Annotated in this window: 15 protein-coding genes; 8 read left to right on the top strand and 7 right to left on the bottom strand. The window is 46.1% G+C overall.

Annotation, left to right across the window (positions count from 1 at the left end; all coding sequences use genetic code 11):
- Positions 1–80: 80 nt before the first annotated feature.
- The 5 genes from urtB to FG11_RS08605 form a co-directional block, all read right to left on the bottom strand.
- Positions 81–998 carry an urea ABC transporter permease subunit UrtB gene (urtB, locus tag FG11_RS08585; protein ID WP_047534349.1) on the bottom strand — a complete coding sequence of 306 codons (918 nt, stop codon included), beginning with the start codon at positions 996–998 and terminating at the stop codon, positions 81–83.
- A 176-nt stretch (positions 999–1,174) separates the two neighbouring features.
- Positions 1,175–2,419, bottom strand: a complete 1,245-nt coding sequence (urtA, locus tag FG11_RS08590) for an urea ABC transporter substrate-binding protein (RefSeq protein WP_025224757.1) — start codon at positions 2,417–2,419, stop codon at positions 1,175–1,177.
- Between the two features lie 96 nt (positions 2,420–2,515).
- Entirely contained in the window at positions 2,516–2,854 is a 339-nt protein-coding gene (locus tag FG11_RS08595) for an FmdB family zinc ribbon protein (protein ID WP_020182672.1), read from the bottom strand.
- An 11-nt stretch (positions 2,855–2,865) separates the two neighbouring features.
- Positions 2,866–4,089: a formamidase gene (gene fmdA / locus FG11_RS08600; protein WP_020182673.1), complete on the bottom strand. Its 1,224-nt coding sequence runs from the start codon at positions 4,087–4,089 to the stop codon at positions 2,866–2,868.
- A gap of 47 nt (positions 4,090–4,136) precedes the next feature.
- Positions 4,137–5,270: a hypothetical protein gene (locus FG11_RS08605; RefSeq protein ID WP_020182674.1), complete on the bottom strand. Its 1,134-nt coding sequence runs from the start codon at positions 5,268–5,270 to the stop codon at positions 4,137–4,139.
- Between the two features lie 197 nt (positions 5,271–5,467).
- On the opposite strand from FG11_RS08605, the gene FG11_RS13300 reads away from it, so the two are divergent.
- Positions 5,468–6,130 (top strand): hypothetical protein, encoded by a 663-nt coding sequence (locus tag FG11_RS13300; protein WP_052184995.1) that lies wholly within the window; start codon positions 5,468–5,470, stop codon positions 6,128–6,130.
- A gap of 44 nt (positions 6,131–6,174) precedes the next feature.
- Here FG11_RS13300 and phoB read toward each other — a convergent pair whose 3' ends face one another.
- Positions 6,175–6,879 (bottom strand): phosphate regulon transcriptional regulator PhoB, encoded by a 705-nt coding sequence (gene phoB / locus FG11_RS08615; RefSeq protein WP_025224759.1) that lies wholly within the window; start codon positions 6,877–6,879, stop codon positions 6,175–6,177.
- Positions 6,880–7,052: 173 nt separating this feature from the next.
- Here phoB and FG11_RS08620 point away from each other — a divergent pair, with 173 nt between their 5' ends.
- The 7 genes from FG11_RS08620 (at position 7,053) to FG11_RS08650 (ending at position 15,553) form a co-directional block, all read left to right on the top strand.
- Positions 7,053–8,723, top strand: coding sequence for an OFA family MFS transporter (locus tag FG11_RS08620; RefSeq protein WP_047534352.1), 1,671 nt, complete (start codon positions 7,053–7,055; stop codon positions 8,721–8,723).
- Between the two features lie 84 nt (positions 8,724–8,807).
- On the top strand, positions 8,808–9,257 hold the full coding sequence (ribH, locus tag FG11_RS08625; RefSeq protein WP_047534354.1) for a 6,7-dimethyl-8-ribityllumazine synthase: 450 nt from the start codon (positions 8,808–8,810) through the stop codon (positions 9,255–9,257).
- Entirely contained in the window at positions 9,254–9,721 is a 468-nt protein-coding gene (gene nusB, locus FG11_RS08630) for a transcription antitermination factor NusB (protein WP_047534355.1), read from the top strand. Before ribH ends, nusB begins: the two co-directional genes overlap by 4 nt.
- 61 nt (positions 9,722–9,782) lie before the next feature.
- A complete protein-coding gene (locus tag FG11_RS08635; RefSeq protein ID WP_047534357.1) occupies positions 9,783–12,302 on the top strand; it encodes a serine/threonine-protein kinase in 2,520 nt (839 codons plus the stop codon).
- Entirely contained in the window at positions 12,299–13,135 is an 837-nt protein-coding gene (locus FG11_RS08640; RefSeq protein WP_047534360.1) for a Stp1/IreP family PP2C-type Ser/Thr phosphatase, read from the top strand. The genes FG11_RS08635 and FG11_RS08640 overlap by 4 nt, the downstream gene beginning before the upstream one ends.
- A 4-nt stretch (positions 13,136–13,139) precedes the next feature.
- A complete protein-coding gene (locus tag FG11_RS08645; RefSeq protein ID WP_047534361.1) occupies positions 13,140–13,892 on the top strand; it encodes an FHA domain-containing protein in 753 nt (250 codons plus the stop codon).
- 35 nt (positions 13,893–13,927) lie between these two features.
- Entirely contained in the window at positions 13,928–15,553 is a 1,626-nt protein-coding gene (locus tag FG11_RS08650; protein ID WP_047534363.1) for an HD family phosphohydrolase, read from the top strand.
- A 22-nt stretch (positions 15,554–15,575) separates the two neighbouring features.
- Here the strand turns inward: FG11_RS08650 and FG11_RS08655 are convergent, their stop codons facing one another.
- Positions 15,576–15,845, bottom strand: a complete 270-nt coding sequence (locus FG11_RS08655; protein ID WP_047534365.1) for a (2Fe-2S) ferredoxin domain-containing protein — start codon at positions 15,843–15,845, stop codon at positions 15,576–15,578.
- Positions 15,846–15,859 lie beyond the last annotated feature (14 nt).

Below are 15,859 nucleotides of genomic sequence, written 5' to 3' on the forward strand. Positions count from 1 at the left end.
CTCCTCATCTACGTCAAACAAAATTTGTGGCACTACTTACTATTTGTAATACTTGCTTTTGATCACACTTGCTTGCAGTATTACTTACGTAGTTTCGAAGCAAACAAACCTTCTGGCTTCATCATCAAAATCCCTACAATCACCAACAATGTAGACACCTTACCCATCGAGCTAGTCATAAAGAACTGCAAGATTGATTGTGCTTGTGCAATACCGAACGCGGAGGCGATCGTACCCATCAAGCTGGCTGCACCACCAAACACCACCACCATAAAGCTATCGACAATATAGAGTGTGCCTGTGGTTGGACCGGTAGATGCAATCGTGGTAAACGCAGCACCTGCAATCCCTGCAATCCCACAGCCTAAGGCAAAGGTCATACGATCCACTTTACTGGTATTGATACCAACAGCGCCTGCCATCACACGGTTTTGCACAGTGGCACGTACACGTAGACCCCAGCGTGAGCGATACATAAACAAGTACACCCCAGCCGTGACAATGATGGCTAAGAACATCACGAATACCCCGTTAATGGGGATATCAATGTCTGGTGTTGGCTTGAAAGAACCGAGCATCCACTCAGGCAATTCAGCACTCACTTCTTTTGCGCCAAACGTTGAGCGAAAGATTTGTTGCATCACCAAACTCAAGCCCCAAGTCGCTAACAACGTATCGAGTGGCCGTTTATACAGGTGCCGTATCATAATAAATTCAATGAAATACCCGACTGCAAACGCTAGAAAGAATGCAATGAGTATGGCAAAGACAAAGTAGTAATTCACAAAACCATAAGTGGCTGCCAGCTTAGAGATCATCACCGTGGTATAGGCACCAATCGCCATAAACTCACCGTGTGCCATATTAATCACACCCATTTGCCCGAAAATAATTGCGAGACCAAGTGCCATGAGGAGCAACACTGTAAACATGCTCAGGCCAGAAAAGCCCTGCATCACCACAATATTGCCAATTTCCGCCATCGAATAATCAAACATATCGGCCTCCTACTCAAAACCTGCTAATGAAATAAACTGAACCTACCATCTCAACCTACTACTATTTGCTTGCAAGTGCTTGCCTGCAAATTGCGGCAACCTGATCACAGACTGCCGCATATTGACTACTCAGGTGCGTGGTCTACACCACGCAACTTTCAACTATCTTTAAGCTACTATTGATAACCTTTTGGGAATGGATCAGGTTTGATGTAACCAGAGGTGTAAACCACTTTCGCTTGACCATCTTTACCCCATTGACCAATACGTAATTTAGTCGTTAAGTGATGGTTAGCTTCTACAGTCACAGGGCCTTCTGGTGCATCTTTGAACTCATAACCTGGTAAAGCAGCTTGTACTTTGTCTACGTCAAAGCTACCTGCACGCTCAACCGCAGCTTTGTACAACCATGGGCCTAAGTAAGCAGCTTGTGTCACGTCACCAATCACAGAATTAGGACCCCATTTCTTTTTAAACTCAGCCACAAATTTCTTGTTGGCTGGGTTGTCTTGAGATTGGAAGTACTTCATGGCTGAGTAGAAACCAGCTAAGTTTTCACCGCCAATGCCTAACACTTCATCCTCAGTCACTGAGATGGTTAACATCGTTTGTTTAGCTGAATTTAAACCAGCAGCATTCAGTTGTTTAAACCATGCTACGTTACTACCACCTACTACCGCTGCGTAAATCACGTCTGGTTTTTTCAGTTTGATTTTGTTAATCACAGAACCAAATTGTGTATCACCCAAAGCAATGTACTCTTCACCCACCACTGTGCCTTTTAAGTGTTGCTCAATGTGTTTACGGGCAATTTTCATCGAAGTACGTGGCCAGATGTAATCAGAACCGATCAAGTAGAAAGTTTTCGCTTTCTTCTCTTTAGCAATCCAATCCAACCCTGCAAGAATCTGTTGTGTTGCTTCTTGGCCTGTGTAAAACACGTTTTTAGATTGCTCTAAACCTTCATAGAACGTTGGGTAGAACAGTAAGCCATTCTCTTTTTCAAATACCGGTAATGCCGCTTTACGTGAAGCAGATGTCCAGCAGCCCATAACCGCAGCCACTTTATCTTTTACCAATAGTTTTTTAGATTTCTCAGCAAATGTTGGCCAGTCTGAAGCACCGTCTTCTTGAATCACTTCAATTTTGCGGCCCAAAATACCACCCATCGCATTGATTTGCTCAATCGCTAATTTTTCAGCTTGGATAGAACCGGTTTCGCTGATCGCCATCGTGCCGGTAGCTGAGTGCAAGATACCTACTTTGACTGTGGTATCCGTCACGGCTAAGCCTGTAGTGTTCACTTTAGCGGTTGGAAAATCCGCTGCCAAAGCATGGCTGGAAATCACACCCACTGCTAGCAGTGCGCCAACTAGCGCGCCACCCGCTTTCATAAAACTACGTCTGTTAAAGGTACTCATTGCTGTGTCTCCTGTTTAAAAAATCAAACTGTAAAAATTAAAAATATTTAAAACTAAACTTACTTCAACTCAATTTGCTTTACTTCATCGGCTTGACTAATGCCCAAGCATCCAAGGTCTAGCGGTTTTTTTGGTTTGTACTTGCAGCGCAGCTTTGCCAGTGTCTTCATTCACTTTAGTAGTGGTTTTGCAGGTGTGTGACCCGGTGCAACCGCAACTAGAACGTCGACCAACTTTAGGATCATGTGCAGATTTTTCATTGCGCTCATGCGCCTCACGTTGCTGCTTGCCCATGATGGCTAAGCGTGGGACTGACATAATGCGTGGGCTTTCCGCGCCGCACTCTTGGCAAAAAGCAGGTTCACTGCATTCACTCATTCTGCGTAGCGCACTAAACACGCCGCAGCTGTCACATTCATATTCATACATGGGCATTTGCAAACTCCTTAACTTGTTTTGGCGGTATCAACGCCTTGTTTCACCATGATTTTTGGTCCATCTGCGTTCGGCTTCATATCAAAGTCGAAAATCTCAGTGGGTAACCACAGCGTTGCACAAGCGTTAGGGATATCCACAATGCCGCTGATATGCCCTTCCACTGGCGCGGTGCCTAAAATCGAGAGTGCTTGGGCGCCGGTGTAGCCAAATTTCTTCATGTACTCAATGGCATTCAAACAAGCTTGACGGTATGCCACATGCACATCTAGGTAATGCTGCTTACCTTGCTCATCGACAGAGATACCTTCAAAAATGATGTAATCACGATAAGTAGGCGTTAAGACGCTGGGCTGAAAGATTGGGTTTTTAATGCCGTACTTTTTCACGCCATCTTTGATTAAGCTGACTTTGATATCAAGATAGCCCGCCATCTCAATCGCACCGCAGAACGTAATTTCACCATCGCCTTGTGAGAAGTGCAGGTCACCCATCGAGAGACCGCCATCTTTCACATACACCGGGAAATAAATCTTAGAGCCCTTAGTCAAGTTCTTGATATCGCAGTTACCACCGTGATCGCGTGGAGGTACCGTACGCGCACCTTCTGCTGCTGCTTTTTTGGCATCATCGCCTGTCAATTTACCCATGACTGCAGATTGTGGATTAGGTGGTAATGCCAATGCTGGTACACGGTCTGGATCAGTGGCGATCAATTCAGCTTCGCGAGTATTCCACTTTTCCAACAACTCTTTAGAGGGCAAGCAACCGATTAAACCCGGGTGCATGATGCCGGCAAATTTCACATTCGGCACATGACGTGAGCTAGTGTAAATACCATGGAAATCCCAAATCGATTTGCGTGCTTCCGGATAATGGTCAACTAAAAAGCCGCCGCCATTTTCCTTAGCAAAAATACCGTTAAAGCCCCATTGCGAGTCTTCAAACGTACCCACATCTAAAATATCCACCACCATTAAATCGCCTGGCTCAGCACCTTCTACGCCAATCGGGCCACTTAGATAGTGCACTTGAGTTAAATCTACATCGCGTACGTCATTGGCGCTGTCGTTGTTGCCAATTTGGCCGCCAGTCCAGTCCATACATTCCACACGGAATTCATCGCCTGGCTTTACCATCGCCACCATCGGCAGATCAGGATGCCAGCGATTATGAATCTGGCCATCTTGCTCCCATGGTTTTTTGTCTAAATCTAACTTGACGATTGTTTTCATCCTTCACCCTCCATATTGATCAGTTAAGTTCCAAGAATGGATGTCAATTAAAATTGGAATTGCATTGCAACAGTGATTGCATTGACGCTGCTTGAACCAGTCACTTTGGTGTCTGAGTAAGCGGCTGTAATCGTTGCGTTATATGGCTCAATTACATAGTTAGTACCAATTTCATATTTCTTGGTGGTATCTGCTGTCGCTGCATCTGAATCAAATTTTTGATAGCGTGCAAATGGCATGAATTGGCCCCAGCCCACTTTAGAATTGAACAAATAAGCCACACCTGCTGAGTACGCTTTACCTTGTTCACTTAAGAACACGTCATCAGTGTCATAGTCGTAGTAAGCAGCTTCAGCTGAGAAAGTGCCTGGGCCTACGTCTTTTTTCTCCAAGAGAAAGTCCACGCTGTAAGAGCTGTAGTCACCAACATCGATCGCGCTGACTGCGCCATCGGTTTTTTGTCTACCAGCAATACCAATGGCTAAAATGTCTTTAGCGCCAAAGTAGTTACCTGTACCGTAATAGCCTGGCTCCGCATCCCACAAGTCAAACTGCAAACGACCGGCATACATTAATTTGTCTTTGTCACCAGCAGTTTCTGATAACGCGCCTACACCACTGAATCTAAAAATCTTGTCGCCTTCAAACAGACCAAATGAGTAACCGATATGGCTATCCATTGCACTACCCACAATCGCTACACCTTCGTCACGACCAATGGTGCCGCCGTTCCAGCCATAGCGAGAAGCCACATTGGCCCAGTAGCCGCCACCCATTGAGTAGTAAGGGCCTGCCATGTTGGCGCGATCACTTGGAGAGAGGAAACGACCTGCCCAAATGGCAATGTCATCGGTGATTTGTAACTGCACGTTAGCGTCAATCACTTCAGTAGCGCCGCCAGTACCTGAGCTTTCTGTATTCAACATGCCTTTAATGTATTTATTCAGCGAACCTGAAATGTAAATACGCGCACTGTTCATGGAGAAATCGTTAGAGCGGTCATCACCATTAGCTGCACCATCTTCTACAGAGCTATAGCTACCAATGGTGCCAAAACCGATGCTCACGTATTTGTCTTCACCGAATGTAATCGTGCCTGCTGCATGCGCACTCAGCGCACTTAATGAACATGCCGTTAACATCGCCGAACGTAATACGCTTTTCTTTAAATTCAAATTCATGTCTACTCTCCCATAGAGTCAAAAAAACAGGTTTAGAAAAATTTGGCATGTGCATTTCAACTTCAATGCATTTGTCACGGAGCAAGATTAACGATTGGTAGGAGTGAGTTAAATACGTCATATTGCGTAGTCAGTTTCTGCGCAACTGGCTGTATATTGTGCACATCAAAGATGAATAAAATGGAAGTACTACGTCAATGAATTTTTCAAAAAAATACTTAACAATCATTGTGTTAGCAATTACAGCAAGCGCGTGTGGCGAGGTGTCTTATAAACGCGGCGCATCTGTGAGAGACATTGAATCTGCGCATAAAGCTTGTCGCAGTGTATCTGAGGCAGAGTTCTCAAACTGCTTGCAAAAACAAGGGTGGGAAGTACAAAAATTTGATGATAGTGATCTGTTTGCAGAGACTTCTGTCACAGATAATCGCGGTACACCGCCAGCTAACGCTGACAAATCTGCTTTTGTGGAAGTGCAAGAAAAACCTCATGCAGATGCCAGCAATGCAGATAAAGTAGTGCAAAGCAAAGAAGCGCAAACGGAGCAAATGCAGAAGACAGAAAACACAGTCGCAAGCAATGCTAGCGAAAGCGCATCAACTGCTGCTAACACCCCTGCTGCAGAAACCAAAGTAGAAAAAAAACCAGCAACGGCGCCTGTAGACCCGATGAAGACTTACAAAATTAACTCTTGGTGGAAATTTGGCGGAACGCCGACACAACTCAAAGCCGATCAGACCAGTTGTGTTGCAACGCTTGGCGAAGCGCATCAGCCTGATATGGCAACACAAACTTACACACGCGGCTTGATAGAGTGCTTACATAAGAATGGCTGGAAGGCATTGAAAGCGATTAAATAAAAAAAGCCCTCACCGGGCCTTTTTAAACACTCAAATCTTATGTATTAACCAGCTTGCTCAACAATTTGTGCAGAGAAGCGATAACCAGAACCACGTACGGTTTGAATCAAGTCTTGGTGGTTAGAAACCATCAATGCGTTACGCAAGCGGCGGATATGTACATCCACGGTTCTATCTTCCACAAACACGCGGTCGCCCCATACTTTATCCAGCAACTGCGTTCTGCTGTGCACGCGTTCTGCGTTGCTCATAAAAAAGTGGAGCAACCTGAACTCTGTTGGGCCCAGCGGAATATTGACGTTATTACCGGTGACGCGATGGGTGGTTGGATCTAACGACAACCCAGAAATCTCAATCGGATCATCCGTCATTTGTGGCGCACGGCGTCTTAACACCGCTTTAATACGCGCATTCAACTCACGTGGGCTAAACGGTTTAGTCACATAATCATCGGCGCCCACTTCCAAGCCACGTACTTTATCGTACTCATCACCTCTTGCTGTCAGCATGATGATAGGAATCGCTTTGGTCAGATTGTCTGATTTTAATCGTCTGGCATATTCAATACCACTCATGCCAGGCAACATCCAGTCCAATAAAATTAAATCCGGCAATGTTTCTCTCAATAATTGTTGCGCATGTTCTGCGCTGAGCGAGCGTAATGCGTTATACCCCGCTTGTTTAATATTCAGTGCCAGTAGCTCTTGAATCGCTGGCTCGTCTTCTACAACCAATATGTTTGCTGTCATTGCTTAAACCCTATTGTTTTTAAGTATGCTCATTCTATGACCGAAATATGACAAATTCATGACAAATATTAAACGCCCAATTGGCTCAAAATACAAAGGTTAATTGCCAATTCTGCAGATTTGTAACAATATGTTAATGGCATGTTGCTTATCAGAAATAATAAGGGTTGAGGATGTCTGACTTTTTATCAAAAGAACATATTACTGCAGATGCAAGTTTTAATCGTTGGTTGGTGCCCCCAGCCGCATTAGCAGTACATTTATCTATTGGGATGGCCTATGGCTTTAGCGTATTTTGGAAACCGCTGGGTAATGCGTTACTGGATGCCGAAGGCAAACCATTGGCTGCATGTGCGGCAGGCGCTACAAGTTTTGCCGAGAAACTATCCGGCACCGGCAAAGCCCTATTTGCGACCGATTGCAACTGGACGCAATTTGATTTGGGCTGGATGTACACTTTATTTTTTGTTCTACTTGGCTGTTCTGCTGCCCTGTGGGGCGGCTGGTTAGAGCGCGCAGGTCCAAGAAAAGCAGGCTTAGTGTCAACACTTTGCTGGTGCGGCGGTTTGCTACTTTCAGCTTATGGTGTTTACAGCCACCAACTTTGGCTCATGTGGTTAGGCAGCGGCGTCATTGGTGGCATTGGGCTTGGGCTCGGCTATATTTCACCAGTATCTACCCTGATTAAATGGTTTCCAGATCGCCGTGGCATGGCCACCGGCATGGCCATTATGGGCTTTGGTGGTGGCGCCATGATTGGCTCTCCACTAGCGACTAAATTGATGAGCTATTTTGCCACCCCTACCGCCCCCGGTGTGTGGCAAACATTTGTGGTACTGGCTATTATCTATGCTGTATTCATGACATGCGGTTCGCTAGGTTACCGCGTACCAGCTACTGGCTGGAAACCCGCGAATTGGACACCTCCAGCCCCATCAACCAACACCATGATTGCAACCCGCCATGTGCATCTGGACAAAGCCCATAAGACCCCACAATTTTGGCTATTATGGTTAGTATTGTGCATGAACGTTTCCGCCGGCATTGGCATTATTGGCGCCGCCGCACCCATGCTGCAAGAGACCTTTGGCGGCGCACTGATTGGCCAACATACCGTTGGTTTTGCCGACATTAAGAAAGACGAAGCATTGACCATAGCGGCAGCCGCTGTAGGCGCTGGTTTTGTTGGCATTATTTCACTCTTCAATATTTTTGGGCGATTTGCGTGGGCCACCTCATCCGATGCCTTAGGCCGCAAACGCACTTACTTTATTTTCTTTATATTGGGTGCACTGATGTACTGCGCCGCGACCTATATGGCAGGTCATAAATCACTGGCGCTATTTGTAGCAGCATTTTGTGTGATTGCCTCTATGTATGGCGGCGGATTTGCGACCATTCCAGCCTACCTTGCCGATATGTTTGGCACGCAGTTTGTGGGCGCCATTCATGGCCGTTTACTCACAGCATGGTCAACAGCTGGTATTGTCGGGCCCGTCATTGTGAATTACATGCATGATATTCGCTTAGAGGCAGGTGTGCCGTTTGACCAAATTTACGCCCCTATTTTTATGGTGCTAGCAGGGTTATTGGTGGTTGGATTTCTGGCTAATTTCCTAGTCAAACCAGTGGCAGATAAATACTTTATGACCGATGCAGAACTGGCGGAAGAGCGCAAAATCAGTCATGAAAAATTTGCTCAGACACAAGCCAATATGCAGGCGTACACTGCATCTGCCCCTCAATCTTCGTTGGTGGTGAAGTTGGCGTGGCTGGCAGTATTGGTCCCCATCAGCTATGGCGTTTGGATGACCGTGCAGAAAGCATGGGTGTTATTTAGTTAGGAATGGTAGTCAATCAAGTAGATTCGGTCGAGAATAAGGGTTATTAGGTTAAAATAACGCTTTTAGAAATCGTTAGGATTGAAATTGAATAAAATCGCTCAGGATTTAAACGGCGCAGGTAAAAAAATTGGGATTGTAGTGTCACGTTTTAACAGCAATATTGGTGATGCGTTACTCAGTGCTTGCCATCAAGAGTTGCTTAAACTTGGGGTCAAACCACAAGACATTAAAATTGCCACTGTACCTGGCGCGCTAGAAACACCATTGATCTTGCAACACATGGCCTTGAGTGAACAATACGATGCGCTGATTGCATTGGGTGCCATCATCCGTGGTGAAACATACCATTTTGAAGTGGTTGCCAATGAATCTGCTCGTGGCATTTCAGAAGTGCAGCTCAACACCGGCATTCCAGTGGCCAATGCAGTCTTGACCACAGAAGATGATGCGCAAGCCGAAGCCCGTATGCACATTAAAGGCGCTGAGGCTGCACAAGTAGCCATTGAAATGGCCAATTTGGTACGCGCGCTATGAGTGGCGAGCAACAAGCAAGCAAGCCGGTAAAGAAACCTAAAACCAGCCAAAATCGACGTAAATCACGCGAACTGGTGTTAAAAGCGATTTATCGCGGCATGATGAATGCAGGCGAGCTTAAGCAGATTGCGACCGATGCCAAGGATGACCCGGATTATATTAAAACGGACGAGGCATACTTTAAGCAGTTACTGGCAGGTGTCACAGAGCATGTTGAAAAGCTGGATCAAGAGATATCAGCGTTTATTGACCGCAAAATTAATGAGCTCAGCCCGGTTGAACATGCCATTTTGCGTATTTCCAGTTATGAGTTGTTTTTTGATGTGAGCATTCCATACCGTGTCGCCATCAACGAAGGTGTTGAGCTAGCTAAATTATACGGTGGGGTAGATGGCCACAAATATATCAATGGCGTGTTGGATAAAGTCGCGGCAGTAGCAAGACCCATGGAATTTAGAAAATAAACTTTATCTCTTTCACGCTTTCATCCTATTGAGTTAGGCGATTTCATGAAATCGAAGAAAAGTGAAGAAAAGCCTGTTAGCGACTGATTGGATAATTGCATTCGGATTATCTCTTCTGTTATTGCTGAGCAGCCATAGCCAGTGGATGCAAGCCATTGAGCGCATGGCTTATGATATTGGCATGCAGTTGTCGCATCGCGAGCCTGGCCATGACATTGCCGTGATTGCGATTGACGACGAGAGCATCCACAACATTGGCCGCTGGCCATGGTCTCGTCAGGTGCATGCCACCCTCATTCAACAACTCACCTCGGCCAAAGTGATTGGCCACACCGTATTTTTTCTAGAGCCGCAAGTCGATCAAGGCTTAGCTTACATCAATCAGTTGCAAACCAAGCTTCAGCACTCCTCCATAGCCAACAGCACAGATGGCCATGCGCTTAATACCATGTTAGAGGATGCACAACGCGCCCTTAACGCTGATGCGCGATTGGCAGACAGTATCGCGCAGGCCAATAATGTGGTGTTGGCGATGCCCTTTAAACTGGGTGTGCCAAATGGCAAGCCTGATGGCCCGCTGCCTGATTACATCACACGGCAGGCACTGACCAATGTGGTGGATCGCATCCATGCTACTCAACACCAACTGACGCCGACTTCCGCACTTAAAGCTTACCCGCCGATTGCACCAATCGCATCACAAGCACGTGCCATTGGTCATCTCAACCAAGTGACAGACGTAGATGGCGCTGTGCGCGTTGAGCCGCTGGTATTACAGTATTTTGACCAATATTACCCATCACTCGCTTTGCAAGTTGCAGCGCGCTACTTAAACCTGACCGCACAAGATATTCAAGTGCAACTGGGCCAAGGTGTACAAGTCGGAAAATTAAATATTCAAACTAATAATGCACTGCAGATGCATAGTTTTTTCTACACATCTCCGCTTGCGCAAACGCCCTTCCCAATGGATTCTTTTTACGATGTCTACAGCGGCAAAATCCCGGCGTCTAAATACCAAGGCAAAATTGTATTGATCGGCATGGCGGCTACAGGTGACGGCGGCGATACACAAATTACGCCGATCTCTGCCCATATGCAGCCGATACAAACGTTGGCACATCACATTGCCAGCATTCTGAATGAGGATTTTTTTATCACGCCAACTTGGGCACTGCTTTTGGAATACGCTGCATGGCTGAGTATTGGCCTCTATTTAATGTTTCTGTTGACGAGATTGTCTGCCAGCACTGCAGCTGGTGTGAGCCTATGCTTAGGGCTGCTGTTAGTAACGATGCACCTTGTCTTTATGACGCAGTACGGCTGGTGGGTACAGCTGATGATGCCTTGCGTATTGTTACTACTCGGACATGCGCTGCTCATCTCTAAGCAATATTGGTTGACTGAGCGTGGCAAACGCCTCGCCGACGCCGAGTCCTCAGAAAGCAATCGCAATCTGGCGCTGATGCTACAAAGCCAAGGGCAACTCGATATGGCGTTTGATCGTTTTAGAAAATGTCCGCTAGAAGATAACTTGATGGATAGCCTCTATCACTTGGGGCTGGATTTTGAGCGTAAGCGGCAATTCAACAAAGCCACGCAAGTGTTTAGTTACATGGCGCAACATAATCCACATTTTAAAGATCTGACACAGCGTATCGCAACATCACGCCAGCTTTCTGAAACGATTGTGTTGGGTGGCCAATCAGGCTTATATACTGATTTATCTAGCGCAGACGGTACACTTTCCAAGCCAATGTTAGGCCGCTATCAAATTGAAAAAGAGCTAGGCAAAGGTGCGATGGGTACCGTGTATTTGGGGGTTGACCCTAAAATTGGCCGTCAGGTTGCCATTAAAACCTTGGCGTTATCGCAAGCCTTTGAAGCCAGTGAACTGGAAGCCGTCAAAGCACGTTTTTTTAGAGAGGCAGAGACCGCCGGCAAACTGAATCATCCTAATATTGTCACCATTTATGATGCCGGCGAGGAACATGATTTAGCCTATATTGCCATGGAACTACTCAAAGGACACGATCTCAATCCATATACCAAACTGGGTCAACTCCTGCCGCTGGATACTGTGCTAAATATTATGATCAAAGTAGCGGGTGCGCTGGATTATGCCCATCAACAACATGTGATTCATCGCGATGTCAAACCCGCCAATATCATGTACGAGCCGGACACCCAATCAGTCAAAGTGACCGATTTTGGCATTGCCAGGATTACTGACACATCTAAAACCAAAACAGGTATGGTGCTAGGCACGCCCAACTTCATGTCTCCGGAGCAATTGTCCGGCAAAAAACTAGATGGGCGCTCTGATTTGTTTTCACTAGGCACAACGATGTACCAGTTAACCACAGGAGAGTTGCCATTTGAGGGAGACTCGATGGCCAATTTAATGTATAACATTAGCCAAGCAACACCCAAAACAGCGATTGAAATTAACCCGAATATTCCGCTAGCAATCTCAAATATCATTCAAAAACTATTGGAAAAAGATGTTCAAGCCCGTTACCAATATGGCCAAGCGCTCGCCGCCGATTTGCATAGTTGTCTGCAATCATTAGCACGATGAGTGATCTGGAGTTCGCCTTACGCGTTGCACGCCTTACCGACCGAGGCCAGCTGCGTTCACGCAACGAGGATGCCATTGCCAGCGATGCCAGTATAGGCTTTGCACTTTTGGCTGACGGCATGGGTGGTTATAACGCGGGCGATGTCGCCAGCCAAATGGCAGCACTGAGTATTACTGCGGAATGTACAACCCAGTTTAACCAAGCACGACAAGCCAACCAGCCTGTGACTACACACATGGCTAGCAGATGGATGGCTGATGCAGTGGCCGCTGCCAACAGCGCCATTTTAGAGGTCTCGAATACACAAGCCCAATGCGCAGGCATGGGAACCACGCTGGTGGTGACTATGTTCGTCGATAACCAAGTAGTGATTGGCCACATTGGCGATTCCAGAGCGTATGTTTTACGTAACGCTCAATTATCACAACTCACCAACGATCACTCATTGTTACAAGAACAAATCGATGCCGGCCTACTCACTACCGAGCAAGCCAAATATGCCACTTATAAGAACTTTGTCACCAAAGCTTTGGGCGTCGATCCGGTGGCCGATTTGGAGATCAATACTCACACAGTACAAGTCGGCGACTTATATTTATTATGCTCGGATGGGCTCACCGACATGGTAGAAGACCATGAAATCGAGTCTATTCTCATCGAACACAATGACGATCTGGAAGCCATCGTGCACCTGTTAATCAGAAAAGCCAATCAACGGGGTGGTAAAGATAATATTTCTGTGATATTAATAAGCGTGATTGATGATTACTCATTAAATAAAGCAAATTGGCTGCAATCACTCTATAAAAAAGTCACACATAATAAGGGTTAGGGGTATGTCAAAGTTAGTCTGTACATTGGATGACCGCGTGATCAATGAATATCCATTGACCAAGGAACGTATTTCTATTGGCAGAAGACAGAACAATGACATTGTGATTGATAATCTAGCCGTCAGTGGCTTGCACGCTGCAATTGTCACCATTGGTAAAGACTCTTTTCTGGAAGACGCCAACAGCACCAACGGCACGTTTGTCAACTTAAAGCCAGTCAGAAAACATGTACTGGTAGATGGGGATGTCATCGAAATCGGTCGGCACCAATTTAAATACGTACGCGGCAACAGCCAAGTATCCGTCAGCAAATCGGCTACCCAGGTAAAAGAACAACATGGGAAAGAAGAACATGCAGGCTCTACCCCACTAGAAAAATCACCCCATACCCAGCCACCTTCACTTAAGTCGCTGATTCAAATGTCCAGACCGATGAAAAGTGAAGAAGAGTCGCTCTCTGAAACCACACCATCGCCTATTGAAGCTGTCAGCCTGCCCATTGGGAAGCTACGCATTTTAAATGGATCTAACGGTGGCAAAACCTTAACATTGAATAAAACGCTGACCACCCTTGGCAAACCCGGCACACAAGTGATTGTCATCACCAAGCGTACAAATGGCTACTTTTTGAGCCAAGTAGAAGGCCATGAGCATCCAAGCATCAATGGTAACCCACTACATACACTCTCGTATGGATTGAAAAATAACGATTTACTAGAGATTTCCGGCATTCAAATGGAATTTACATTTGCTTAAATGCTCACTGGGTAACCCCACCGCATCTAGTCACCATGTCATTTGATCAGTCTCTCGATCAGCTTGAGCGCTTAAATGCGATTGGCATTGCATTATCATCCGAGCAAAACACCAACCGATTACTGGAAATGATTTTACTCGGCGCACAAGCGCTGACGCATGCCGATGGCGGGACTCTTTACACCATCACGGAACACCAAAGTTTAAAGTTCGAGATTTTACGCAATGCGACCCTCAACATTGCACTGGGCGGTACCACTGGTCAGCCAATTCAGTTTCCACCGATTCAGCTGTACCTTGGCGATGGCGCGCCCAATTTAAATATGGTAGCGGCTTACTGCGCAATCCAACAAACCACGATTAATATCGAAGACGCTTACGCCACACAACAAGGCTTTGACTTTTCGGGTACGCGCGCATTTGATGAGCGCACGGGCTACCATTCACAATCGTTTCTCACTGTGCCCATGCGCAACCATGAGAATGAGGTGATTGGGGTGCTACAGCTCATCAACGCAAAAGATCCTATCTCACAAGCCATCATCCCATTTTCAGCTTCACACCAACGCTTGGTGGAATCACTGGCATCACAAGCAGCTATCGCATTGTCTAACCATCATTTAATTGATGGGCTCAAACGTTTATTTGAGTCTTTTATTAAACTGATTGCCGATGCCATTGATGAGAAATCTCCTTATACCGGCGGCCACTGCCAACGTGTCCCAGAATTAACCATGATGCTGGCTGATGCAGCCATCAAAACCCAGCAAGGCGCGTTTCAAAGTTTTAACATGAGTGAGCAAGAGCTATACGAGCTCAAAATTGCGGCATGGTTACATGATTGTGGCAAAGTCACCACGCCTGAATCCATCATGGATAAAGCAACCAAACTGGAAACTATTTTCGATCGCATCCATTTGGTGGATGACCGCTTTGAGTTGTTGAAATCTCAACGTGAAGCCACGCACTTGCACAAAGTGATCGAAGCGCAGGCCAAAGGCAAAACCATTAGCCCCAAGCACCTTGCCCATGAAATCAATGTCATTAAAAAGCAATTGGACGACGATAAAAATTTTATTCGTAAGGTCAATTACGGCAGCGAATCTATGAGCCAAGCGGATCAGGCACGCGTACGCGAAATTGCCAATTATCAGTATCGCAATGAAGCGGGGCAATCGGTGAAGTTTTTAACCGACGATGAAGTCTACAATCTGACGATTCCCAAGGGCACACTGACGCCGGAAGAACGCCAAATTATTAATAACCATATTGTGGTGACCATCAATATGCTGGAGTCTTTGCCCTACCCCAAGGGTTTGCGCCGGGTGCCAGAATATGCGGGGGGCCACCATGAGCGTATGGATGGCACCGGGTACCCTAAAGGCTTAACGCGAGAGCAAATGTCTATCCCAGCCAGAATCATGGGCGTTGCGGATATTTTTGAGGCACTTACCTCAAAAGACAGGCCCTACAAAAAAGCAAAGACACTGTCTGAAACCTTAAACATTTTGGGCAATATGAAACTCAACCACCACGTTGACCCTGATGTATTTGATTTATTTATTCGCGAAAAAATTTACCTACAGTACGCAGAAAGATTTTTGGATCCAGCGCAAATTGATGTGATTGATGAAAGCAACATCGCAGGATATCAGCCTTAATTGAATGCTGATTGAAATTTAGCTAGGTGTTTAAAAATGCTTTTGCTGTACACATAATCGTCGGCACTTGTTGCAGATCTACATGATGGAATACTGGGCCACCAGGAATGAAGCGCAAATTAGGCCCAAGTTCGCACTCACCTAAGCATTGAATTTCTTCGACCTTTAACGGCAATCCATCTTTAGCCACCACCTCGAGCAATGTTTGCTTAATTGCATTTGCCCCGCGCGCACCACAAGAAGGCTGATTGGGATTCCCCCGGTGGTGAGTACAAATTAAAATGCATTTCATATCAAGCGCCCATA

The organism is Methylotenera sp. N17 (assembly GCF_000799155.1).
GTDB lineage: Bacteria > Pseudomonadota > Gammaproteobacteria > Burkholderiales > Methylophilaceae > Methylophilus.

What these genes read in the sequence shown, in the direction of transcription:
- FG11_RS08650 (WP_047534363.1), top strand. Translation starts at nt 13,928, where the DNA reads ATGTCATTTGATCAGTCTCTCGATCAGCTTGAGCGCTTAAATGCGATT.
- urtB (WP_047534349.1), bottom strand. Translation starts at nt 998, where the DNA reads ATGTTTGATTATTCGATGGCGGAAATTGGCAATATTGTGGTGATGCAG.
- FG11_RS08605 (WP_020182674.1), bottom strand. Translation starts at nt 5,270, where the DNA reads ATGAATTTGAATTTAAAGAAAAGCGTATTACGTTCGGCGATGTTAACG.
- urtA (WP_025224757.1), bottom strand. Translation starts at nt 2,419, where the DNA reads ATGAGTACCTTTAACAGACGTAGTTTTATGAAAGCGGGTGGCGCGCTA.
- phoB (WP_025224759.1), bottom strand. Translation starts at nt 6,879, where the DNA reads ATGACAGCAAACATATTGGTTGTAGAAGACGAGCCAGCGATTCAAGAG.
- FG11_RS08620 (WP_047534352.1), top strand. Translation starts at nt 7,053, where the DNA reads ATGTCTGACTTTTTATCAAAAGAACATATTACTGCAGATGCAAGTTTT.
- FG11_RS08655 (WP_047534365.1), bottom strand. Translation starts at nt 15,845, where the DNA reads ATGAAATGCATTTTAATTTGTACTCACCACCGGGGGAATCCCAATCAG.
- FG11_RS13300 (WP_052184995.1), top strand. Translation starts at nt 5,468, where the DNA reads ATGAATTTTTCAAAAAAATACTTAACAATCATTGTGTTAGCAATTACA.
- FG11_RS08640 (WP_047534360.1), top strand. Translation starts at nt 12,299, where the DNA reads ATGAGTGATCTGGAGTTCGCCTTACGCGTTGCACGCCTTACCGACCGA.
- fmdA (WP_020182673.1), bottom strand. Translation starts at nt 4,089, where the DNA reads ATGAAAACAATCGTCAAGTTAGATTTAGACAAAAAACCATGGGAGCAA.
- FG11_RS08645 (WP_047534361.1), top strand. Translation starts at nt 13,140, where the DNA reads ATGTCAAAGTTAGTCTGTACATTGGATGACCGCGTGATCAATGAATAT.
- nusB (WP_047534355.1), top strand. Translation starts at nt 9,254, where the DNA reads ATGAGTGGCGAGCAACAAGCAAGCAAGCCGGTAAAGAAACCTAAAACC.
- FG11_RS08595 (WP_020182672.1), bottom strand. Translation starts at nt 2,854, where the DNA reads ATGCCCATGTATGAATATGAATGTGACAGCTGCGGCGTGTTTAGTGCG.